The organism is Humibacter albus DSM 18994 (assembly GCF_000421825.1).
Classification (GTDB): Bacteria; Actinomycetota; Actinomycetes; order Actinomycetales; family Microbacteriaceae; genus Humibacter; species Humibacter albus.
In genome coordinates this window covers 43,481-64,853 of the sequence record NZ_ATXT01000011.1, presented here as the reverse complement: position 1 = coordinate 64,853, position 21,373 = coordinate 43,481, and the positions used below count along the sequence as shown (strand labels likewise).

The window sequence follows — 21,373 nt, the reverse complement described above, 5'->3', positions numbered from 1 at the left end:
AGGGGCGACAGGTCAGTCGGGGGCGACGACCACGAGCAGGTCGCCGGCGTCGACCTGCTGCGTCTTCGGGACAGCGAGGCGTACGACCGTCCCGGAGACGGGCGTCGCGATCGCCGCTTCCATCTTCATCGCCTCGATGGAAGCCACGGGCGTTCCCGCGCTCACGCGGTCCCCCGCCTGCACCTGCAGGGTGATCACGCCCGAGAACGGTGCAGCGACATGTCCCGGAATGGAGGCATCCGCCTTCTCGGCCGCCTTCGTCTCGACCGTGATCGATCGGTCTCGCACGAAGACGGGTCGCAGCTGCCCGTTGAGAGTCGTCATGACAGTGCGGATACCCTTGTCGTCCGCCTCGCCGATCGCCTCGAGCCCCGCGTAGAGCCGGACTCCGCGCCCGAGCAGGATGACGTGCTCGTGGCCCGGCGTCAGACCGTAGAGGTAGTCGGCCGTGTCGAGCACCGAGACGTCGCCGAAGAGCTCGCGCACCTGCTCGAACTGGCGCGCGGGTGCCGGGAAGAGCAGCCGGTTGAGCGTGGCGCGCCGCGTGGCCGAATCGGCATCCAGTCCCTGCTGCTCCTCCGGTGTGAGCTCAGCGACTGCGACCCGCACGTTCTTGCCTTCGAGCACCTTGCTGCGGAACGGCTCGGGCCATCCGCCGGGAAGATCGCCCAGCTCCCCTGCCATGAAGCCCACGACGGAGTCGGGCACATCGTAGTTCTGGGGGTTGTGCTCGAAGTCATCGGGGTCGGCGTGCACGGCGGCGAGGTGCAGAGCGAGGTCGCCCACCACCTTCGACGACGGCGTCACTTTGGGGATGCGACCCAGAATGCGATTGGCCGCCGAGTACATGTCCTCGATGAGCTCGAAGTCATCGGCCAGACCGAGCGCTTTCGCCTGTTGCCGCAGGTTGGAGAGCTGGCCGCCCGGAATCTCGTGTTCGTACACGCGGCCGGTCGGGCCGGGCAGCCCCGACTCGAACGGCGCATACAGTGCGCGGACCGCCGCCCAGTACGGTTCCAGGTCGGAGACGTTCTGCAGGGAGATGCCCGTGTCGCGCCGGGTGTGCGCGAGCGCCGCCACCAGCGCCGACGCGGACGGCTGACTCGTCGTGCCCGACATCGGGGCGCTGGCGACGTCGACGGCGTCGGCTCCGGCGGCACTTGCCGCGAGCAGGGTCGCCAACTGGCCACCGGCGGTGTCGTGCGTGTGCACGTGCACCGGAAGATCGAACCGCTCACGGAACGAGCGGACCAGGAGCTCGGCGGCCCCTGGCCGCAGCAGACCTGCCATGTCTTTGATGGCGAGCACGTGCGCCCCCGACTGGACGATGCTCTCCGCCAGACGCAGGTAGTAGTCCAGCGTGTAGAGCTCTTCTGCCGGATCGAGGACGTCGGCCGTGTAGCAGACGGCGACCTCGGCGACCGCCGTGCCGGTGGCCAGGACGGACTCGATGGCCGGGCGCATCTGGTTCACATCGTTGAGCGCGTCGAAGATGCGGAAGATGTCGACGCCCGTGGCCGCGGCTTCGCGCACGAAGGCATCCGTGACCTGAGTGGGATACGGCGTGTAGCCCACTGTGTTGCGGCCCCGGAGAAGCATCTGGATGTTGATGTTCGGAAGGGATTCGCGAAGCGCGGCGAGACGTTCCCACGGGTCTTCGCCGAGAAAGCGGAGTGCCACGTCGTAGGTCGCACCGCCCCACGCCTCCACGGAGAGAAGCTGGGGCGTCATGCGGGCCACGTACGGTGCGACCGCCGTGAGGTCCTTCGTGCGCACCCGCGTCGCCAGCAGCGACTGATGCGCGTCGCGGAATGTCGTCTCCGTGACGGCCAGCGCGGTCTGATTCCGCAGCTCCTCAGCGAAGCCGGACGGCCCGAGCTCGAGGAGCCGCTGCCGCGATCCGTCGGGAACGGGCGCAGAGACGTCGAAGTCGGGCAGCTTCGCCGCCGGGTCGGGGCCGAGAGGCCGTGCGCCGTTGCGCTGGTTGACCGTGACGTCGACGAGCCAGTTCAGCAGTTTGGTGCCACGATCCTTCGATACGCGGCCGCGCAACAGCTGCGGCCGCTCCTCGATGAACGACGTGCTCAGGTCGCCCGCCACGAACGACGGATCGTCGAGCACGGCTTGGAGGAACGGGATGTTCGTGGCAACGCCTCGGATGCGGAACTCGGCCAGCGCACGCCTCGCTCGCAGAACAGCCGCTCCGAAGTCGCGGCCGCGGCAGGTCAGCTTGGCCAGCATGGAGTCGAAGTGCGGACTGATCTGCGCGCCCGCCGCGACGGTTCCACCGTCGAGTCGGATGCCACCGCCACCGGGTGAGCGGTAGGTCGTGATCGTCCCGGTGTCGGGGCGGAACCCCTGGGTGGGGTCTTCGGTGGTGATGCGAGTCTGGATGGCCGCGCCGTGCATCTGGATCGACTCCTGGCGCAGACCGAGGTCGACGAGACTCTCCCCCGCGGCGATGCGCATCTGCGACTGCACGAGATCGACGTCGGTGATCTCTTCCGTGACGGTGTGCTCCACCTGGATGCGCGGGTTCATCTCGATGAAGACGTGCTGCCCCGCACGCTCCCCCGCGGTGTCGAGCAGGAACTCGACGGTGCCGGCGTTGACGTAACCGATCGAGGAGGCGAAGGCGATGGCATCCCGGTACAGGTCCTGTCGGATGCTGTCGGGCAGGTTCGGCGCCGGGGCCATCTCGATCACCTTCTGGTGGCGCCGCTGCACCGAGCAGTCGCGTTCGAAGAGGTGCACCGTGTGCCCGGTCGCGTCAGCCAGAACCTGAACCTCGATGTGCCGTGGCCGAAGCACCGCCTGCTCGAGGAACATCGTCGGGTCACCGAAAGCGCTGTCGGCCTCGCGCATCGCCTCTTCGAGCGCAGGCCGCAGCTCCGCCATGCTGTTCACTCGCCGCATGCCGCGTCCGCCGCCCCCGGCGACGGCCTTGGCGAAGATCGGGAAACCGATCGCCTCCGCGCCTGCGAGCAATTCCTCGATGTCACGCGACGGCGGCGTCGATGCCAGCACGGGGACGCCGGCCGCGATCGCGTGCTCCTTCGCCGTCACCTTGTTGCCCGCCATGCGCAGCACGTCGGCGCGTGGACCGATGAAGGTGATGCCCGCTTCTGCCGCCGCCTCGGCGAGTTCCGGGTTCTCCGAGAGGAACCCGTAGCCCGGGTAGATGGCATCGGCGCCCGACTGCACCGCGACGCGAATGATCGAAGCGACGTCGAGGTACGCGCGCACCGGATGTCCTGGCTCGCCGATCTCGTACGCCTCGTCGGCCTTGAGCCGGTGCATCGAGTTGCGGTCTTCGTACGGGAAGACGGCAACGGTCTTCGCACCGAGCTCGTATGCGGCGCGGAACGCACGAATAGCGATCTCCCCGCGATTCGCGACCAGGATTTTCTTGAACATTCGGGCCTCTCCGGCGGGGGCACGCCGCTCAGCGAACGGTTAGGTTCTCTAAGACTACTGACGGTAACGTTTCCTCTTGTGCATGTGCTCAGCGTCAGTTCCCTCAAAGGCGGTGTCGGCAAGACCACGGTGACGTTGGGTCTTGCGTCTGCGGCCTTTGCCAAGGGACTGCGCACGCTCGTGGTCGACCTCGACCCGCAGTCGGATGTCTCCACGGGCATGGACATCACCGTCGCCGGGCACCTCAACGTGGCCGATGTGCTGGCCTCTCCGAAGGAGAAGGTGGTCCGCGCGGCGATCGCACCGAGCGGGTGGACGAGGGGACGCTCCGGCAAGGTCGACGTGATGATCGGCAGCCCGTCCGCGATCAACTTCGACGGCCCGCATCCCTCGATTCGCGACATCTGGAAGCTCGAAGAGGCGCTCGCCAACGTCGAGCACGACTACGACCTGGTGCTCATCGACTGCGCACCATCGCTGAACGCGCTCACCCGCACGGCCTGGGCCGCCAGCGACCGGGTCTCGGTCGTCACCGAGCCCGGCCTGTTCTCGGTCGCCGCCGCCGACCGCGCGCTGCGCGCGATCGAGGAGATCAGACGCGGCCTCTCGCCGCGGCTGCAACCACTCGGCATCATCGTCAACCGCGCACGCGTGCAGTCCCTGGAGCACCAGTTCCGCATCAAGGAGCTGCGCGACATGTTCGGACCGCTCGTGCTCTCGCCTCAGCTTCCGGAGCGCACGTCATTGCAGCAGGCGCAGGGAGCGGCCAAGCCGCTGCACGTCTGGCCGGGCGAGAGCGCTCAGGAGATGGCGCACAACTTCGACATGCTCCTGGAACGCGTGCTCCGCACGGCGCGCATGGGCGAATACGCGGAGAACTGACCGCGCGCCCTGTTCCGCGGGAACGTCTCGCTCACGAGAACGTGCGCGGCTGCGACGGTTCCTCTGTTGAAAGGCCGTCTTCGGTCAGGAGATCTTCTTCGCCGCGCGACGAGCCGCGAGCTCGTCCATCGTGTCGGATGCCTGCACGTTCAGTTCGACGAGGCTCGTCTCCACCTCGCGCAGCACCTTGCCCACGGCGATGCCGAAGACGCCCTGTCCACGGCCGACGAGGTCGATGACCTCGTCGTTGGACGTGCACAGGTAGACGCTCGCTCCATCGCTCATCAGGGTTGTCTGTGCGAGGTCGTTGACGCCCTCCTTGCGCAGCTGGTCGACCGCCGTGCGGATCTGCTGCAGGGAGATGCCGGTGTCGAGCAGCCGCTTGACGAGCTTCAGCACCAGGATGTCGCGGAAGCCGTACAGCCGCTGCGAGCCGCTACCCGCGGCTCCGCGCACTGTCGGCTCCACCAGCCCGGTACGTGCCCAGTAGTCCAGTTGTCGGTAGCTGATACCGGCGGCGCGCGCCGCGACAGCTCCTCGATAACCGTTCGCGTCATCCAACTCGGGCATTCCGTCGGTGAAGAGCAAACCGAGGTCGTAGCGCGCGTCGTCATTCCGACGGACTTCACTCATGCGCTCTCCCTCTCACCCCAGGTCACCCACCGCGAAGCGATGCACATTCCACGGTAACCGTGCCCGCTCGGGCCGGCAACGACATCCGGTCGAACGGCTCGGCGTGTCGCAGCGGTCACGGCGCGAGCCTGCCGATCGCCGACCGCACGATGCTCGATCGCACGGTCTCGAGGTCGTCGGCGAGATCGCGCCCCCGCTCGCCGGCGCGGGCACGCGCACTCGTGTCGGAGCGACGCAGAACGGGCGCCAGCGCTGTTTCGATCAAGCCGATGTCGCGCTGCGCCGAGGCCCGCAGGCCGCGCAGGTGACGCGGCTCGATCCCACTGCGATGCAGGTCGACCAACGCCTTGAGCACGATCAGCTGGTCTTCTCCGTAGACGTCGGCCGGGCTCACGAGTGACGCGGCGATGGCCTCTTGCAGGAGCGCGGGCGAGGCCTCCGCTTCGGAGAGCAGCTCCTCCCGGCTGAACCGGTGTCCCGTCGACAGGATGTTCGGGCGCGTCGGGCCGGATGTGCCGGGGATGAGCGGCGTGCGGCCGGCGTCGAGATCGGCCAGATACGACCGGATGACTTTGAGCGGAAGATAGTGATCGCGCTGCAGCGTCAGGATGGTCCGCAGCCGCTCGACGTCGTCGGTGCAGAATTTGCGATAGCCGGACGCGGTGCGCGCGGGCGTCACGAGTCCCTGCTCTTCGAGGAAGCGCAGCTTCGACGGCGCGAGGTCGGGGAATTCCGGCGTCAGCTGCGCGAGAACCTGACCGATGCTCAGAAGCACACCGGCGCGGACGGCTCCCGCGCCACGTGTCTGCGACGCCTGGCGGGCCATCAGGCCGACGCCGACGCGTCCAAGTCGTGGCGAGCGGCGTAGAAGGTGAGTCGGAACTTGCCCACCTGCACCTCCGCACCGTCGGTCAGCATCGCGCTCTCCACGCGGACACCGTCGAAGTACGTGCCGTTCAGGGAGCCGAGGTCCTTCACCTCGAAGGCGGTGCCGTGTCGCAGGAATTCCGCGTGACGACGTGACACCGTGACATCGTCGAGGAAGATGTCGGCATCGGGATGCCTGCCCGCCGTCATCACGTCTTCATCCAACAGGAACCGCGCTCCGGTGTTGGGTCCCCGCCGCACGATCAGGAGCGCGGATCCGCTCGGCAATGCGGCGATCGCCTCCTTCTCTTCGGGCGTCACCCCCGCCGCCTGCGCGTTCATCGCTGCAGCGAATTCCTCGCCGAAGCCGGCGGTCGTGTCTTCCCCCGCGGCTCGCTGCGCTTCGCTGTTCGGGTCGTTCTGCTCAGCCACCGTCGACCTCCTCTTCTGAAAGCGTATCGGAAACCGGGCCGTCGCCGCCTGGCGTGTTGTGGATGACTCTGACGGTCTCGCGCACGTAGAGGATGCCGGCCCACCAGTACAGGAACGCACCCCAGAGCGCGATGGCCCAGCCGAGGGGCCGTGATGCCCAGGAGAACACCGGGAATGCCTCGCCGAGCATGAGCACCGGCAGCGACACCAGCAGGGCGAACGTGGCGATCTTTCCGAGGTGATGCACAGGTAATGGGCCGTGCCGGTGGTTCGCCAGAACGATGCCGAGCACGAGCAGCATCACATCGCGCGCGATGATCGCGAGCACGAGCCACCACGGCAGAAGCTCACGCCAGGCCAGCCCGATCAATGCCGCAAAGATGTAGAGGCGGTCTGCGGCCGGGTCGAGGAGCTGACCGAGTCGAGAGACCTGGTCGAGCCTGCGCGCGAGGAAGCCGTCGAAGAAGTCCGTGACGCTGGCGACGACGAGCACGAGAAGAGCCCAAGCATCCCACGCGACGATGACGAAGCAGAGGAAGACGGGCACGAGGGCGAGCCGGAAGAAGCTCAGCACGTTGGGAACGGTGAGCACCCGCGAGGAGACCGCGGAGGATGCCTGTGCCACGCCTGGCAATCATAGGGGCAGCGACGGCTCGACGTGTCCCGCCGCCTCGGCCGGGCCGCGCCATAGAATTCGGTGCATGTCCCCCGTCATCGTGTGCCTGTGGATTCTCGCTGCCGTCTGCGTCGCGACCTGGCTCGCGTCACAACTCACGAAGGAGTATTCGTGGGTCGACCGCATCTGGTCGCTCGTTCCCGTCGCATACGTGTGGGTCTACGCGGGAGCTGCCGGGTTGATGGATCCCCGTCTGGACGCGATGGCGGCGCTCGTGACGCTCTGGGGAGCCCGTCTCACGTTCAACTTCGCGCGCAAGGGCGGCTACGCGCGCGGCGGCGAGGACTACCGCTGGGCTCACCTGCGGACGAGGATCACCGGGTGGAAGTGGGTGCTCTTCAACCTGCTGTTCATCGTGATCTTCCAGAACGTGGTGATCTTCCTGTTCATGCTGCCGGCATGGACGGCCTACCTGCATCCGACACCGCTGACCCTGCTCGACGTGGTCTGCATCGTGCTCTTCCTCGCCTTTCTTCTCGGTGAGACGGTCTCGGACCAGCAGCAGTGGGACTTCCACCGGTGGAAGGCGGCCGAGACCGCGGCCGGCCGGGAGCCGAGTCCCCGTTTCCTGCAGTCCGGCCTGTTCCGGTTCTCCCGGCATCCGAACTACTTCTTCGAGCTCGCCCAGTGGTGGGTCTTCTTCTTCATCGGCGCCATCGCCGCCCGTTCGGTTCTGCAGTGGACGGTCGTCGGGGTGGTTCTGCTGACGGTGCTCTTCATCGGGTCGACCACCTTCACCGAGGGCATCTCGCGGCGGCGCTACCCGGAGTATGCGCACTATCGCGCGACGACGTCGGCCGTGATCCCGTGGATCCGGCGCCGCCGCACCACGACCGCTCGCTGAGCGAGGCCGCTGTGCCGGTGCGCCCGGAGAGCCGGCCCGCCCGAAGTGCCAGGAAACGCGAACGAGCGCGACACGAGGATGCAGCAGGCCGTTAGCCTGAAGGCATGTCGTGCATTCGGTTCAACACTCCTGCTCAGCGTGAGGCCATGCGACGCGCGGCGCCCGCGATGCTGACCGCTCAGGAAGCGGCGTCGTTGCATCCGATGCCGCCTGTCACCGAGAGCAAGATCCGCCGATTGCGCATCCTCGCGCAAGACGCGAACCCGAAGATCCGAGAGAGCGTGGCGAGCAGCTACAACACTCCGCCGGACCTCTTCGAGGTGCTCGCGCACGATCCGGCCGACGGCGTGCGGGCCTGCGTGGCACGCAACGAGGCGACGCCATGCGACGTGCTGCGTGAGCTCGCCGGCGACGCCTCCGAACTGGTACGCGGCTGGGTGGCCGTGAACTACTTCGTGCCCGACGATGCCATGGCGCGTCTAGCCGACGACGAGAGCGCCACCGTGCGCTCCCTCGTCAAGTGGAAGGCATCGCTCGCCCAGACCGCGTGAATGTGCCGCGACCCGGGAACCGTCATCCGACTGTCATTCGATCACTGCGTCGATCGCGCTGAGCACGGCGCCCGGCGACGCGATGGATGCCCCGAGCCCGCGCACCCGCTCCCCCAGACCGCGGTCTGCCGTGACCACGATCGCCTGCGTGGGGTCCGCCTCCGATGCGACGCGATCCACGATCGCACTGTCGCCGTCGGAGTCCGCGTGTACCAGCTCGAGCGGGTGCGAAGAGCCGAGGGCCGGCATCCGCTTGGCTTGTCCCTCCAGCACCATCACGACGCGCGGCCACCAGAGATCGTGCGGCAGCTGCAGCGCGGAGGCAGGCCAGCCCGACTCCGTCAGCGAGATCAGACCAGCGGCCAGCCGCGCCGCCGCAGCCGCACGGTCGCGCCACCAGCCGTCCGGTCGCGATCCCACGACGTTGGCCGCGTCGACGATGACGACAGGGTCACGAAACAGGTCTTCGCGCAGAAGCGGCCACCGCTGCGCGAACGACGGGTGCAACTCGAGACCGTTGATCTCGTCGAGCGGCACCCAACGCACTTCGATGCTCTCGGCATCCCCGATCACCGGATCGAAGAGCGTGTCGGCGATGCCGGCCACCGTTGAATAGGACCACCAGCCCAGGTCGAGGCGAGAGAGGAAGCGCCGGCGCACCCGGTCGACCGGGACGCCCGCTTCTTCTTCCGCTTCGCGCAGTGCGCCATCGGGCGCGCTCTCCCCTTCGTGCCGCGCGCCGCCCGGCAACGCCCACGTTCCGCCGAAGTGGCTCCACTCGGCGCGGTGCTGCAGCAGAACTCCGGCGTGCGGGTGCGCCAGGAGCAGGCCCGCTGCTCCGTAGGTGCCCCAGAACCGGCGGCCGTCCGGTCCGACCACCCACGCGTCGCCGCTGGTCAGAGGGCGTCTGCGCAGCGCCACCGGCGATCAGCCCGCGTTCGGCGCCGATGCGAGGTAAGCCTCCGCCTCGTCTTCCGGCATGACGACCATCCCCCGCGTGCCGTGCGAGGAGATGGCGAGGGCCTCCAACCAGACCCGGTTCAACTCAGGGGGTCGGCTTCCCGCGAAACGGAACTGCAACGAGATCGCCGGTGAGAGCCAGATGCTCACACGGCCGGAACCCTGTTCCGAAGAGACGGTCCAGTTCACGAGAAAACTCTCCTGAAGCCGCAGTTTCGCGACGATCGCGATCTTGAGGTGAGCGAGTGTGCGATCTTCGATCTCGTATTCGGCGCCCGAGCCGTAAATGAGGTAGCCCATCCGCTCATCATCTCAGGCGGCGCCCTCGACGCGCCGGAGGTTCGAGACAACGGTGCACGTCGTGTCGAGTCCCACGATCCGCGCGGGAGCGGTCAGTGGTGACGAAGCGCGTCGATCAGTTCGTCCTTCTTCTTCTTCGAATAGCCGGAGAGTCCGAGCTCTTTCGCCCGCTTTTTCAGCTCGGGCACGGTCCAGTCGTCGTAGCTGCCGGACTCACCGCCCTTGCGCGCTACCGAAGAGCGACTGCCCTTGCGCGTTCCCGCCGCGTTGGAGATGCGCGCCGCCTTCTGCTTCGAGGCGCCGTCGTCGCGCAGCTCCTCATACAGTTCCGGATCCTTCAGTCGCGAGTTGGCTCCGCGAGGCATCGTCTCTTCCCTTCGCCGTTCGGCGCGACCGGAACCGGCCGGCGCCTTCCTGCCCTCGCCACGTTAGAAAGGGTGCCGGCGCGGCTCAAGGGGCTTGACAGCACCGTTGCCGCACCGTCAGGCACGGCAACGGTGCTTCAGCCCGCCTTCTTGCGCGGCTTGCTCGAGGACGCCCGTTCACGCTTCGCACCGCTCCCAGACCGAGAACCGCCCCGGCTCCCTGTCGACTTCGAGCTTGTCGACTTCGAGCTCGTCGACTTCGAGCTCGTCGACTTGCCGGACGATGATGTGCGGGAGGCGGTCTTGCCCGATGCCTTGCCGGAGGACGTCTTTCCACCGGAACGATTGCGCTCGACGCTGCGACGCAGGGCCTCCATCAGGTCGAGGACCTCACCCTTCGCGCCCTCGGACTCCTCGCCGAAGGTGGCCTCGGTATCGAGGGCGTCCCCCTGTTCGAGCTTCGCGTCGATGAGCTGCTCGAGCTGCGCCTGATAGTCGTCCTCGAACTTCTCCGGCGAGAAGTCGCTCTCGTAGCTGGCCACGAGCTTGGACGACATCTCGAGCTCCTTCTCGGTGATCCGCACGTCGGCGGACAGGCTCGGGAAATCCGCAGTGCGCACCTCATCGGCCCACAGAAGCCCCTGCAGCATGAGCACGCCATCGCGCACCCGCAGTGCTCCGAGGCGGGTCTTCTGCCGCAGCGCGAACTTCACGATGGCCGTGCGGTTCGTCTCCTCGAGGGTCTTACGGAGCAGCACGTACGCCTTCGCCGACTTCGAGTCGGGCTCGAGAAAGTAGCTGCGCTCGAACATGATGGGATCGACCTGGTCGTCCGGTACGAACTCGACGACCTCGATCTCGTTGCTGCGCTCCTCCGGCAACGACTTCATGTCCTCGTCCGTCAGCACCACTGTGCGGTCTCCGGCGTCGTACGCCTTGAGGATGTGCTCGTAGGGAACGATGTCGCCGTCGATCTCGCAGCGACGCTGGTAGCGGATCCGTCCCCCGTCCTTGTCGTGCACCTGGTGCAGGGAGATGTCGTGGTCTTCTGTCGCGCTGTAGATCTTGACCGGCACGTTCACCAGGCCGAAGGCGATCACCCGCTTGCCGATGGCTCGCATACCCCTATTGCACCGCCTCGGTCTCCGCAGGACAACCCTTTGCCCTTTCCGTGGGACTGTGGCAGCTGCATCCGTCAAGGCGTGGGCGAGCGCCATGGCGCAGCGTAACGTCGGCCCCATGGGGGCAACTCAGAAGTCGAAGACGCAATGGGTGGAGATCGACGGGCACCGCATCAGGCTCACGAACCTCGACAAGGTGCTCTATCCCGAGACCGGCACGACGAAGGGCGACGTGCTGGAGTATTACGCGCGCATCGCCCCGCACCTCATCGAGCAGGCGCACCAGAGGCCGGCCACGCGCAAACGCTGGGTGAACGGTGTGGGCACGGCGGAGCATCCGGAGCAGCCGTTCTTCCAGAAGAATCTCGATGACGGGACACCGGACTGGGTGCCGAGGGTGAGCATTCAGCACAAGGATCACGCGAACGTGTACCCGCTTGTGAACGAGCCGGCAGTGCTGACGTGGCTGGGCCAGATAGCGGCCCTGGAGATCCACGTGCCGCAGTGGCAGGCCGGGCCGCGCGGGGCGCGGCGCGCGCCCGATCGGCTCGTGCTGGACCTCGACCCCGGTGAGGGCGTGGGATTGCGGGAGTGCGCCGAGGTCGCGCGATGGGCCAGGGACATTCTGGGCGGCATGGGGCTGGAGGCCGTGCCCGTGACCAGTGGGAGCAAGGGCATCCATCTGTATGCCCGGCTCGATGGATCGCAGAGCTCCGACCAGGTGTCGGCCGTGGCGCACGAGCTCGCGCGCGCTCTCGAGGCCGATCACGCGGACGAAGTGATCAGCACGATGAGGCGTGTCGATCGCGCCGGCAAGGTGTTCATCGACTGGAGCCAGAACAATGCGAACAAGACGACCGTGGCGCCGTATTCGTTGCGCGGGCGTGCGAAGCCGACGGCCGCTGCTCCACGAACGTGGCGCGAGCTGGCCTCACCGCACCTGCGGCAACTCTCGTACGAGGAGGTGTTGAACCGCGTCGAGCAGAAGGGCGATCCGCTGGCGGATGCCTCGGAGAACGCGATCGAGGACGACCTGCCAGACCACCGTTCCGGTTCGCAGGCCGAGGGCGACTCCGACGACGGCGGACGGCGGAACGAGAAGGCACACGCCGCGCGCGATCGCCTGACGGTCTATCGCAGCAAGAGGGATGCCGCGAAGACACCGGAACCGGTGCCGGAAGAGGCGCCATCGACGACCAACGGGCGCTCGTTCGTGATTCAGAAGCATGCAGCCCGGCGCCTGCATTTCGACTTTCGCCTGGAGCACGACGGGGTGCTGGTGAGCTGGGCACTTCCCAAGGGGGTGCCCACAGACCCGAAGCAGAATCACCTCGCGGTGCAGACCGAGGACCACCCGTTGGACTACGGCGGCTTCGAGGGAGATATTCCGCACGGGGAATACGGAGCTGGTCACGTCGACATCTGGGACTCCGGCGTCTACGACTTGGAGAAGTGGCGCGACGGAGAAGAGGTCATCGTCACCCTGCACCCCTCGCCCGGAGGCGGCCTCGGCGGCCCGGTGAAGGTGGCGCTGATCCACACCGGTCATTCCGCGCGCGGTGGTTCCCACGACGAGAAGAACTGGCTGATCCATCGCATGACACTGGATGCCCCGCGCCAGACGTACGCTCCGATGCTCGCGACGCTGGGCAAGGAAGCCCAGTTGAGGCACGATCCGGAGCGCTGGGTCTTCGAAGGAAAATGGGACGGCATCCGCGCGCTCGCGTACGCCGCCGGCGACGAGGTGCGGCTGGTGACCAGGAACGGCAACGACGTCACCGCCCAGTACCCGGAGCTGACCGCCCTCGGCTCGAACCTGCGGTCGCCGGCAGTGCTCGACGGCGAGGTCGTCGCGCTGAACGAAGGACACCCCGACTTCGGGCTGCTGCAGCAGCGGATGAACCTGCAGAACGAGACTGAGATCTCGCGCACTGCCTCACGTGTGCCGGTGAGGTACTTCGCCTTCGACATCCTCGAGCTCGACGGGCACGAGGTGACCGGCGAGGAGTACGAGGTGCGGCGTGCGGCGCTCGAGCACGTGGTCGTCGACCGGCATCGCGGTGTGCTGCAGGTTCCCGACGTCGTTCCCGGCCCGATCGATGACGCGATGAAGCGCAGCCGACGCGAACGGCTCGAGGGCATCGTGGCCAAGGATCGCTCGTCGACGTACGCGGCAGGCAAGCGTTCCACGTCGTGGATCAAGGTGAAGCACCATGGCACGCAGGAGGTTGTGGTGGGGGGATGGAAGCCCGGGGAAGGACGACGCGCGGGCGGTGTCGGATCGCTGCTGCTGGGCATCCCGCACGGAAAGAAGCTTGCGTACGTGGGTAAAGTCGGGACGGGTTTCGGCGACGCGGCCCTGGATGAGATCGCCGGTCGACTGGGCGAGATCGAGACCCGTACGACGCCGTTCGAGGACGTTCCTTCCACCGATGCCCGTGGCGTGCACTGGGTGAAGCCCGTTTTCGTCGGCGAGGTGGAATTCGCGGAATGGACGCGCGGCGGTCGCCTGCGTCAGCCGTCCTGGCGAGGCTGGCGCCCGGACAAGGCGCCCAAGGACGTCGTGCGCGAGAGCTGAACTCCGCACCTTCACCCCTCTAAAGCGGAGAACAACCCGATATCGGGAACGGCTCGGCGTGCGATCGCTCGACGCGGCGGCTCTGCCGGCTCCGGTCCTCTGTCAGCGCTCCGAACGTCCCAGTGTGCGAACACCCCGTACGGGCGACGTCTCAGTGCTGCGAGCCGACCTGCGTCATCGAGCCGTCGTCCGCGTCGAGTTCCTCGTTGACGAGCCCTCGCACGATCGATTCCCAGTCCGAACCCTCGTAGTCGGTCTCGGTCTGGCCGACCATGATGCCGCCGTACACCGGTTCGTGCTCCTCGCCTTCGGGCGACACCACGGTGAGCGACCCCATGGTGCGTCCGTCGTCGGCCCGCACGACCCAGTCCTGAGGTCCGAGGCGGTGGATGACGTATCCGCCACCGCGGTGTTCGAAGTGCACGGTGTCGTTCTCGAGAATGGACGCGATCATCGTCTCCCCCTCTGTCGTCGCGCCGACGGCGATCACCAGGCATCGGCGCTGGAACCTTCTGGACCGGAATGCAGTCAGGCTAACCCCGGCGCGCCGATTTGCGGAGAGCTTCGCCCGGCCTCACCCGAACGGGTTCGCGCTCGGTCACTCCTCGCGTGCCATCGCGACACGGATCGCACGCCCGACCCGCTCGTCGGCCACGAGCTTGCTTCTCGCCTTGGCGGATGCCGAGTCACCGCGCGTCTTCAGGCGCACCTGTCGCTCTGCCGGCAGCCCGAGCGACAGCTCGTGCCCGCGTTCGAGCTCGGATCCCAGCTCCGCGCCGATCACGAGCGCCAGGTTGGTCAGCCAGACCCACAGCAACGCCACGAGCAGTCCGCCGACCGCTCCGTAGACCCGGTTGTAACTGGCGAAGTTCGACGCGTAGAAGCCGAAGCCGACGGAGCCGAGCACCATGATCGCCACGGCGACCGCGGCGCCCAGCGAGACGTAGCGGATGCGCTGCCTGCGCAGATTCGGCGCACCGAAGAACAACACCGCCACCGCGACGATCACGGCGAGGCCGATGACGGGCCACTTGATGATCTGCCAAGTCGTGATGAGGGCGTCACCGGTGCCGAGAGCGTCGCTGATGGTGCGTGCCACCGGCCCGCTCAGCACGAGCGCCAGCACCACGAGCACCGCGAGCACCAGCACCACGATGGTGATGAGCAGTTGCTGCGAGCGCAAGGCGATGGTGCCCCGCCCCTCGCGTACGCCGTAGATGCGGTTGACGGCACGCATGAACGCGCCGACATAACCGGAGGCGGACCACACGGCACCGACGATGCCGATCACCAGCCCGAGGCCGGCGGCCGTCGAGGAGGTGAGCTGCGTCAGGAGGCCGGACAGCACGGGCTGCACCTGCTCCGGCGCGATGGCGTCGACGACGTCGAGCAGCTTCTTGGATCCGGCCCGGCCGGCGCCCAGCAGGCCCAGAACCGAGACGAGCGCCAGCAGCGCGGGCAGCGCGGAGAGAACCGTGAAGTAGGTAAGGGAGGCGGCGAGGTCCGAGCATCCATCACGTCCGTACTCTCGCAGCGTGCGGCCGAGCACGTAGCCCCAGGGCATGCGGCCGTAGCGAGCGGATGCCGCCGCCTTCGCCTCGCGATCGCGCAGTGCCTGTTCGTCGTGAGAGGGTTGCCGCTCCGCAAGTTCCTTCTGCCGCGTCTCCACAAGCTTGTCGGTGCGCTTCGCGGCGCGTTTGGCGTGCTTCTTCGCGAGGTCGAGAGCATCCATGGTCGTCACCGTACGCCGCAGCGCCGCTCGAGCCCACCCCTTGCACATGCGGGCGCGAAGGCGCATGAGGCGCGAGCACGCAGCCCTCGTTCGTCGCGCCCGGCCCGCACGACCGCTGCCAGGGAATGATGAGGCGGGGGCGCGTGTTGCGATCCATGCATTCGTATATACCAATTGGAAGGGGCCGACGTGGCCGTGAAGTTCGGACTGGACACGTTCGGGGACGTCCCGATCGACGAGAGCGGAGGTCAGGGGCCGGCCGCCCAGACGATCCGCGACGTGATCGATGACGCCGTTCTCGCGGACGAGTTGGGCGTCGACGCCTTCGGCATCGGCGAGCACCACCGCGCCGACTTCGCGGTGAGCGCGCCTGACATCGTGCTGTCGGCGATCGCGGCGCGCACGAAGCGCATCCGGGTGGGTACCGCGGTCACCGTGCTGAGCTCGGATGACCCCGTGCGAGTGTACGAGCGCTTCGCGACGCTCGATGCGGTGTCGAACGGGCGCGCGGAGGTCACGCTCGGGCGCGGCTCGTTCACCGAGTCGTTCCCCCTCTTCGGCTACGACCTCACGCAGTACGAGACGTTGTTCGAAGAGAAGCTCGAGCTGTTCAGCCTGCTGCGCGAGGAGGGGCCCGTCACCTGGTCGGGCACGGTGCGCGCCCCGCTGACCGATCAGCAGGTGTATCCCAAGACCGAGGCAGGGCGCGTGAAGGCGTGGGTCGGGGTGGGCGGCAGCCCGGAGAGCGTCATCCGCTCCGTACGGTACGGAATTCCGATGGCGCTCGCCATCATCGGCGGGAACCCGGGACGTTTCGCGCCGTACGTCGACCTGTACAAGCGCGCGCAGGAACAGATGGGACGGGAGCCGATGCCGCTGGCGATGCACTCCCCCGGTTTCGTCGCCGACACCGACGAGCTCGCCATGGAACAGCTCTATCCGTACCAGAAGGCCACTATGGACCGGATCGGCGCGGAGCGAGGGTGGGCTCCGCAGAGCAAGGAGCAATACATCAGCGAGGTACGGCACGGTTCCCTGTACGTCGGATCGCCCGAGACGGTGGCGAAGCGCATGACGGAGGCGATTCGGGTGCTCGGCGTCGACCGGTTCGACCTGAAGTACGCGAACGGTCCGATGCCGCACGCTCTCCTGCAGCGCTCCATCGAGTTGTACGCCACGCGGGTGATCCCGCGGGTGCGCGAGCTTCTGGCCTGATCTCCGACCGCCAGGTCGGCAGCGGGAAGGAGCCCGATCTCACGTTCTCGTCGCCGCGAGCGTCTACCGTGTGATGGTGCTTCTTCCCTTCGACGCGGTCGTGCGCGAGCACGGTGCCGTCGTGCTGCGCGTGTGCCGCTCGATGCTCGCCGTGCACGACGCGGATGACGCCTGGTCGGAGACGTTCCTGTCGGCCCTGGATGCCTACCCGTCTCTGCCTCACGATGCGAACGTCGAAGCGTGGCTGGTCACGATCGCCCGGCGCAAGTGCATCGACCTGATCCGCGCCTCAGGGCGGCGCGCTGTCACCGTGGAGCGGATGCCGGAGACGGCGAGCGTGCTCGGGCTGCCCGAAGAGAGCGCGGAACGTAGTGCGAGCGCGGATCGCGTGGCCCGCGCCGTCTCGGCTCTTCCGCCGCGACAGCGGCAGGCCGTGACGTACCACCACCTGGGCGGGCTGAAGTACCAGGAGGTCGCGGACCTCGTCGGCGGAAGCGCCGACGCGGTGCGGCGGGCGGCGGCAGACGGCATCCGCGCCCTCCGGAAGACGATGGAGGCAGAACGATGACCGCGACGAATAAGCCGGATGGCGACCTCGCCCGCCTGCACGAACGACTCGCGCACGACGCAGAGACCCGCGCGCTGATCGATGTGGCCTACCGCACGATCGACAGCCCGGTGGGGCCTCTGCTGGTCGCGGCGAGTCGACACGGGCTCGTGCGAGTCGCGTATCAGAGCGAGGGGTTCGATGGCGTGCTTCAGACCATGGCCGACCGGATCAGCCCCCGCGTGCTCCACGCCCCTGCCCGGCTGGACGGCGCGGCACGCGAACTGGACGAATACTTCTCGGGGCGGCGCACCTCCTTCGACCTTCCGCTGGACTTCGCGCTCACTCGGGGTTTCCGTGCCGAGGTTCAGCGACTGCTGCCCACGATCGCGTATGGCGACACCGCGAGCTACGCGGAGCTCGCCCGGGCAGCAGGCCGCCCCCGCGCGTTCCGCGCCGTCGGCTCGGCCTGCGCCACGAACCCGCTGCCCGTGGTCGTTCCCTGCCACAGGGTGCTGCGGGCGGACGGGACGCTGGGCGGCTACGTCGGTGGGGTGGAGGCCAAGCGCACGCTGCTCGACCTCGAGGCGTCGTCGTGACCGGTGAGGCCACGGCGCCCTCGAGCCCTTCGGCGGGCGCGTGGGCCGGCTCACACGGGGCGATGCCGCTGGCGGGTACGTTTCTTGCCGGCCCGCTGGAGCGCGATGTCGTACTGCGCTCACTCGTGAACCACACGGTGCCGGGCGTGGAGATCGTCGATCCGGCGGCGGGAACGGTGACCAGACCCGTGCCCGGCACCGACGCCGGAATGGTGACCGTCGCCATCCACGATGACGGCGTGCAGATCATCGGCGACGCCGACGCCACCACGGTCGACCTCGTGCGGGAGTGGTTCGACCTCGACACCGATGTGGCGGAGATCGCCGAGCGATTCGCCGACGACGTCGTGCTCGGGCCGCTGGTGCGTGAGAGGCCCGCGGTGCGCGTGATCGGGCATCCGGATGCGTTCGAGGCCGCGGCGCAGACGGTGCTCGGCCAACAGGTGTCGCTCGCCGCCTGCCGCACGTTCACCGGACGGCTGGCCGCCGCATACGGCATTGCCGGCGAGGGCGGCCTGCTCCGCTTTCCACACCCCGCCGCTGTCGCGGCCGCGGACCTCGAGGAGTTGCGTGCGGCCGTCGGGATCCCGCGAAGCAGGGCCCGCACCGTGATCGCCCTCGCCGAGGCGTTCGCCGCCGGTCTGCGCGTGGAGCGCCACGGCGACCACGCCGCCGTGCGCGCCGCCCTGCTGGCGCTGCCGGGCATCGGGCCGTGGACGGTCGACTACCTCGCGCTGCGCGTGCTGCGCGACGCCGACGCGTATCCCGTGGGCGACCTCGTGCTCCGGCGCGCGCTCGGCGGCATCTCGCCGGCCGAAGCCACCGCCCTCGGCGAGAGGTGGAGGCCATGGCGCGCGTACGCGACCATGCAGCTGTGGACGCACGACGCGGCATCCGGAACAGCCTCGACCCCTGGGCCGAAGCGCCGAAGTGAGGCATGATCGGCGCATGGCCGAATCGCTTCCCGCCCCGATGCTCGCCCGCGCTGTCAGCGCAGTGCCGGAACCGGACTCGGTGCCCGGCGGACTGTCGTACGAGCCGAAATGGGACGGTTTTCGCGGCATCGTCGGCGTCGGCGACCCCGACGGCGACGGCAGGCGTCAGGTGGAGATCGGAAGCCGCGGGTCGAAGTCTCTCACCCGCTACTTCCCCGAGTTGGTGGCGACCTTCGCCCGTCAGCTGCCGCGGTGCGTGCTCGACGGCGAGATCGTGCTGCGCCGAGGCTCGGCCGGCGCCGAGAGATTGGACTGGGAGGCCTTGTCGCAGCGCATCCATCCGGCCGCGAGCCGAATCGCGCTGCTGGCCGAGACGACACCCGCCGCATTCGTGGCCTTCGACCTCCTCGCGCTGGGCGACGACGACCTGACCGGCCGCCCGTTCGAAGAACGACGCGCAGCCCTGGAACGATTGGCCGACGACTGGAGCGAGCCGCTGCACCTGTGCCAGACGACGAGGGATGTCGCGCTCGCACGCCGTTGGCTCGTCGAGTTCGAGGGTGCGGGCCTCGACGGCGTGGTGGCCAAGCCGCTGTCGGCTCCGTACTCCCCCGGCAAGCGCACCATGCTCAAGGTGAAACACCACCGCACGGCCGATGTCGTGCTGCTCGGCTACCGCGTGCATGCCAGCGGACGCGGCGTCGGGTCGTTGCTGCTCGGGCTCTACGACGACGCAGGCGTTCTGCGCAACGTGGGAGGGGCATCCGCCTTCAGCAATGCGAGACGGCTCGAGCTCGTCGACGAGCTGGCCCCGCTGGTGGAACGCGACGAGAACGGCGAGGCCGTGAAAGGCGAGACCGAACGCAGCCGGTTCTCGAGCGGAAAGGATGTCTCGTTCGTCTCCCTGCGTCCGGAACGCGTTCTCGAGGTGCGCTACGACCAGCTCGAGGGAATGCGGTTTCGACACACGGTGCAGTTCGAGCGATGGCGTGACGACCGCGAGCCGCGCTCGTGCACGTTCGACCAGCTGGAGCGCCCGGTCGCGTACGACCTGTCCGACGTGCTCGCCTGACGGGCCGGTGCGGTGGGCGGCGGGCCGCACATGAAGGGGAACGGGGTGCGGACTCAGTCGACCCGGCGGCCGCTCTCGTCCCAGTTCTCGGCCACCATCTTGCTCGGCTGCACACGCGGGGGCTCACCCGGCATCTTCGGATAGTCGGGCGGGAAGGGAAGCTCGCCGAGCCCGTCATCGAGATCGCGCTGCCACCACGACAGGAGGACATCGATGCCGCCCGGGCGCTCGCCGAAGTCCGCCCATGGATCGCCGACCTCGGCGAGTCGCTTCGGAACGGTGAGCACCGTGAAGTCGTGCGGGTTCACCGACTCCAGCTCGTCCCAGGTGACGGGACACGATACCGAGGCGTGCGGCAACGCACGGGGACTGTAGGCGCCGGCCATCGTGCGGTCGCGATTCGCCTGGTTGAAGTCGACGAACACCTTCTGGCCCCGTTCCTCCTTCCACCACGCGGTCGTGACCTGCTGCGGCATGCGCCGCTCCAGCTCTCGTGCCGCGGCGATGACGGCGTGACGAACGTCGAGGAACTCGCGTTCCGGCCTGATCGGCGCGAAGACATGGAGGCCACGGTTGCCGGAGGTCTTCACGTACGGCTCCAGCCCGGCCTCCGCGAGCACCTCACGGAGGCGAAGTGCCGCCGGCACGGCGTCGCCGAAGTCCGTGCCGGGCTGGGGATCGAGATCGATGCGCAGCTGATCGGGGTTGTCGGTGTTCTCCGCCCGCGACGGCCATGGGTGGAACACCACGGTGCCCATCTGCACCGCCCACACCGCGGCGGCCGGTTCGTCGAGCACGAGCTGCGGATGCGACCGGGCGCTCGGGTAGACCACCATCACGCTGCGCACGTAGTCGGGGGTTCCGCGAGGCGGATTCTTCGAGAAGAACTGCTCTCCGTCGATCGAGTCGCGGAACCTCTGCAGCGAGACCGGTCGGTCGCCGCTCGCCCTCAGGAACGGCTCGGCGACCGCTTCGATGTAGCGCGCGAGGTCGAGCTTCGTCAGCCCTGACTCGGGAAATACGGTGCGGTCCGGATGACTGATCCGCACCTTTCGCACACCGTCGGGCCCGTCCACCTCGAGCACGGTCTCGTTCGCCACGCGACTACCTCCGGGGTCCGCCGTCAGCCGCGCGTGGAGATGTTGATCATCCAGTGAACGCCGAACCTGTCGACGAGCATGCCGAACCAGTCGCCCCAGGGAGCCTGGTTCAGCGGCTCCGTGATCTCGGCGCCCTCCGAGAGCCCCTCCCAGTAGCCCCGCAACGTCGGCTCGTCGTCGCCGCTCAGCGACACGGTGATCGCGCCGCCCGACGTGAACTCCATGCGGTTCGGGGTGTCGGCGCCCATCAGCGTGATGCCGCCGGGGGCGGTCAGCTGAGCGTGCATGACCTTGTCGAGCTCGCTCTCGTCCTCATCCATGTGGAAGTCGCGGAACGTGCTGATGGTGAGGTCTCCGCTGAAGACGCTCTGGTAGAACGTCATCGCGTCGCGCGCCGTGTCGCGGAAGCTCAGGTACGGGTTGAGGACGACGGACATGGCGGGTCTCCTTCCGGCCGCGCTGGTGTTCAGCGTGCTCGTTCAGGTGGCGCTGATGCGGTTCACGCTACCCGTGTGCGGGCGCCCCGTCAGCCCCCATTATTCCGAGG

22 protein-coding genes are annotated in these 21,373 nt (G+C 68.0%); 9 read left to right on the top strand and 13 right to left on the bottom strand.

Annotated elements, in window-relative coordinates; genetic code table 11:
• Nucleotides 1-12: 12 nt before the first annotated feature.
• Complete coding sequence (locus tag H623_RS0101695) at nucleotides 13-3,417, bottom strand: pyruvate carboxylase (protein ID WP_022899212.1); 3,405 nt, start codon at nucleotides 3,415-3,417, stop codon at nucleotides 13-15.
• Between the two features lie 78 nt (nucleotides 3,418-3,495).
• Here H623_RS0101695 and H623_RS0101690 point away from each other — a divergent pair, with 78 nt between their 5' ends.
• Nucleotides 3,496-4,299, top strand: a complete 804-nt coding sequence (locus H623_RS0101690) for a ParA family protein (RefSeq protein WP_022899211.1) — start codon at nucleotides 3,496-3,498, stop codon at nucleotides 4,297-4,299.
• Between the two features lie 84 nt (nucleotides 4,300-4,383).
• Here H623_RS0101690 and H623_RS0101685 read toward each other — a convergent pair whose 3' ends face one another.
• The 4 genes from H623_RS0101685 to H623_RS17245 form a co-directional block, all read right to left on the bottom strand.
• Nucleotides 4,384-4,932, bottom strand: a complete 549-nt coding sequence (locus tag H623_RS0101685) for a MerR family transcriptional regulator (RefSeq protein ID WP_022899210.1) — start codon at nucleotides 4,930-4,932, stop codon at nucleotides 4,384-4,386.
• Between the two features lie 115 nt (nucleotides 4,933-5,047).
• On the bottom strand, nucleotides 5,048-5,758 hold the full coding sequence (ftsR, locus tag H623_RS0101680; protein ID WP_022899209.1) for a transcriptional regulator FtsR: 711 nt from the start codon (nucleotides 5,756-5,758) through the stop codon (nucleotides 5,048-5,050).
• Nucleotides 5,758-6,231, bottom strand: a complete 474-nt coding sequence (locus H623_RS0101675; RefSeq protein WP_022899208.1) for an FHA domain-containing protein — start codon at nucleotides 6,229-6,231, stop codon at nucleotides 5,758-5,760. The genes ftsR and H623_RS0101675 overlap by 1 nt, the downstream gene beginning before the upstream one ends.
• Entirely contained in the window at nucleotides 6,224-6,856 is a 633-nt protein-coding gene (locus H623_RS17245; RefSeq protein ID WP_022899207.1) for a CDP-alcohol phosphatidyltransferase family protein, read from the bottom strand. Before H623_RS17245 ends, H623_RS0101675 begins: the two co-directional genes overlap by 8 nt.
• Nucleotides 6,857-6,932: 76 nt before the next feature.
• Between H623_RS17245 and H623_RS0101665 the strand changes: the two genes are divergently transcribed.
• Nucleotides 6,933-7,751, top strand: coding sequence for a DUF1295 domain-containing protein (locus tag H623_RS0101665; RefSeq protein ID WP_022899206.1), 819 nt, complete (start codon nucleotides 6,933-6,935; stop codon nucleotides 7,749-7,751).
• A 104-nt stretch (nucleotides 7,752-7,855) separates the two neighbouring features.
• Complete coding sequence (locus tag H623_RS0101660) at nucleotides 7,856-8,302, top strand: hypothetical protein (protein ID WP_022899205.1); 447 nt, start codon at nucleotides 7,856-7,858, stop codon at nucleotides 8,300-8,302.
• Nucleotides 8,303-8,335: 33 nt separating this feature from the next.
• Here H623_RS0101660 and H623_RS0101655 read toward each other — a convergent pair whose 3' ends face one another.
• The 4 genes from H623_RS0101655 to ku all read right to left on the bottom strand — a co-directional run bounded on the left by H623_RS0101655 (nucleotide 8,336) and on the right by ku (nucleotide 11,048).
• Entirely contained in the window at nucleotides 8,336-9,223 is an 888-nt protein-coding gene (locus H623_RS0101655; RefSeq protein ID WP_022899204.1) for an NUDIX domain-containing protein, read from the bottom strand.
• 6 nt (nucleotides 9,224-9,229) lie between these two features.
• Nucleotides 9,230-9,562: a DUF7882 family protein gene (locus tag H623_RS21625; protein ID WP_022899203.1), complete on the bottom strand. Its 333-nt coding sequence runs from the start codon at nucleotides 9,560-9,562 to the stop codon at nucleotides 9,230-9,232.
• Nucleotides 9,563-9,654: 92 nt separating this feature from the next.
• Entirely contained in the window at nucleotides 9,655-9,927 is a 273-nt protein-coding gene (locus tag H623_RS0101645) for a DUF7218 family protein (RefSeq protein WP_022899202.1), read from the bottom strand.
• A gap of 137 nt (nucleotides 9,928-10,064) precedes the next feature.
• A complete protein-coding gene (gene ku / locus H623_RS0101640) occupies nucleotides 10,065-11,048 on the bottom strand; it encodes a non-homologous end joining protein Ku (RefSeq protein ID WP_022899201.1) in 984 nt (327 codons plus the stop codon).
• 118 nt (nucleotides 11,049-11,166) lie between these two features.
• On the opposite strand from ku, the gene H623_RS0101635 reads away from it, so the two are divergent.
• Nucleotides 11,167-13,626, top strand: a complete 2,460-nt coding sequence (locus tag H623_RS0101635) for an ATP-dependent DNA ligase (protein WP_022899200.1) — start codon at nucleotides 11,167-11,169, stop codon at nucleotides 13,624-13,626.
• Between the two features lie 151 nt (nucleotides 13,627-13,777).
• Here the strand turns inward: H623_RS0101635 and H623_RS17240 are convergent, their stop codons facing one another.
• Nucleotides 13,778-14,080 (bottom strand): hypothetical protein, encoded by a 303-nt coding sequence (locus H623_RS17240; RefSeq protein WP_157560858.1) that lies wholly within the window; start codon nucleotides 14,078-14,080, stop codon nucleotides 13,778-13,780.
• Between the two features lie 144 nt (nucleotides 14,081-14,224).
• Entirely contained in the window at nucleotides 14,225-15,358 is a 1,134-nt protein-coding gene (locus H623_RS17235) for a YihY/virulence factor BrkB family protein (protein ID WP_169514885.1), read from the bottom strand.
• Nucleotides 15,359-15,547: 189 nt separating this feature from the next.
• Between H623_RS17235 and H623_RS0101620 the strand changes: the two genes are divergently transcribed.
• The 5 genes from H623_RS0101620 to H623_RS0101600 all read left to right on the top strand — a co-directional run bounded on the left by H623_RS0101620 (nucleotide 15,548) and on the right by H623_RS0101600 (nucleotide 19,726).
• Nucleotides 15,548-16,573: an LLM class flavin-dependent oxidoreductase gene (locus H623_RS0101620; RefSeq protein ID WP_022899197.1), complete on the top strand. Its 1,026-nt coding sequence runs from the start codon at nucleotides 15,548-15,550 to the stop codon at nucleotides 16,571-16,573.
• A 73-nt stretch (nucleotides 16,574-16,646) separates the two neighbouring features.
• Complete coding sequence (locus tag H623_RS0101615; RefSeq protein ID WP_026939791.1) at nucleotides 16,647-17,141, top strand: RNA polymerase sigma factor; 495 nt, start codon at nucleotides 16,647-16,649, stop codon at nucleotides 17,139-17,141.
• Entirely contained in the window at nucleotides 17,138-17,719 is a 582-nt protein-coding gene (locus H623_RS0101610) for a methylated-DNA--[protein]-cysteine S-methyltransferase (RefSeq protein ID WP_022899195.1), read from the top strand. The genes H623_RS0101615 and H623_RS0101610 overlap by 4 nt, the downstream gene beginning before the upstream one ends.
• Nucleotides 17,716-18,660: a DNA-3-methyladenine glycosylase family protein gene (locus H623_RS0101605; RefSeq protein ID WP_022899194.1), complete on the top strand. Its 945-nt coding sequence runs from the start codon at nucleotides 17,716-17,718 to the stop codon at nucleotides 18,658-18,660. Before H623_RS0101610 ends, H623_RS0101605 begins: the two co-directional genes overlap by 4 nt.
• A gap of 7 nt (nucleotides 18,661-18,667) precedes the next feature.
• Complete coding sequence (locus H623_RS0101600; protein WP_022899193.1) at nucleotides 18,668-19,726, top strand: ATP-dependent DNA ligase; 1,059 nt, start codon at nucleotides 18,668-18,670, stop codon at nucleotides 19,724-19,726.
• A gap of 53 nt (nucleotides 19,727-19,779) precedes the next feature.
• On the opposite strand, the gene ligD is transcribed toward H623_RS0101600, so the two are convergent.
• Nucleotides 19,780-20,826, bottom strand: coding sequence for a non-homologous end-joining DNA ligase (ligD, locus tag H623_RS17230; RefSeq protein WP_022899192.1), 1,047 nt, complete (start codon nucleotides 20,824-20,826; stop codon nucleotides 19,780-19,782).
• 23 nt (nucleotides 20,827-20,849) lie between these two features.
• A complete protein-coding gene (locus H623_RS0101590; RefSeq protein WP_022899191.1) occupies nucleotides 20,850-21,263 on the bottom strand; it encodes a VOC family protein in 414 nt (137 codons plus the stop codon).
• Between the last annotated feature and the right edge of the window lie 110 nt (nucleotides 21,264-21,373).

Coding starts and splice junctions, on each gene's coding strand:
- H623_RS21625 (WP_022899203.1), bottom strand. CDS start 9,562: ATGGGCTACCTCATTTACGGCTCGGGCGCCGAATACGAGATCGAAGAT.
- H623_RS0101695 (WP_022899212.1), bottom strand. CDS start 3,417: ATGTTCAAGAAAATCCTGGTCGCGAATCGCGGGGAGATCGCTATTCGT.
- H623_RS17240 (WP_157560858.1), bottom strand. CDS start 14,080: ATGATCGCGTCCATTCTCGAGAACGACACCGTGCACTTCGAACACCGC.
- H623_RS0101685 (WP_022899210.1), bottom strand. CDS start 4,932: ATGAGTGAAGTCCGTCGGAATGACGACGCGCGCTACGACCTCGGTTTG.
- H623_RS0101590 (WP_022899191.1), bottom strand. CDS start 21,263: ATGTCCGTCGTCCTCAACCCGTACCTGAGCTTCCGCGACACGGCGCGC.
- H623_RS0101600 (WP_022899193.1), top strand. CDS start 18,668: ATGGCCGAATCGCTTCCCGCCCCGATGCTCGCCCGCGCTGTCAGCGCA.
- ku (WP_022899201.1), bottom strand. CDS start 11,048: ATGCGAGCCATCGGCAAGCGGGTGATCGCCTTCGGCCTGGTGAACGTG.
- H623_RS0101645 (WP_022899202.1), bottom strand. CDS start 9,927: ATGCCTCGCGGAGCCAACTCGCGACTGAAGGATCCGGAACTGTATGAG.
- H623_RS0101635 (WP_022899200.1), top strand. CDS start 11,167: ATGGGGGCAACTCAGAAGTCGAAGACGCAATGGGTGGAGATCGACGGG.
- H623_RS0101660 (WP_022899205.1), top strand. CDS start 7,856: ATGTCGTGCATTCGGTTCAACACTCCTGCTCAGCGTGAGGCCATGCGA.
- ftsR (WP_022899209.1), bottom strand. CDS start 5,758: ATGGCCCGCCAGGCGTCGCAGACACGTGGCGCGGGAGCCGTCCGCGCC.
- H623_RS0101665 (WP_022899206.1), top strand. CDS start 6,933: ATGTCCCCCGTCATCGTGTGCCTGTGGATTCTCGCTGCCGTCTGCGTC.
- H623_RS0101615 (WP_026939791.1), top strand. CDS start 16,647: ATGGTGCTTCTTCCCTTCGACGCGGTCGTGCGCGAGCACGGTGCCGTC.
- H623_RS17235 (WP_169514885.1), bottom strand. CDS start 15,358: ATGGATGCTCTCGACCTCGCGAAGAAGCACGCCAAACGCGCCGCGAAG.
- H623_RS0101610 (WP_022899195.1), top strand. CDS start 17,138: ATGACCGCGACGAATAAGCCGGATGGCGACCTCGCCCGCCTGCACGAA.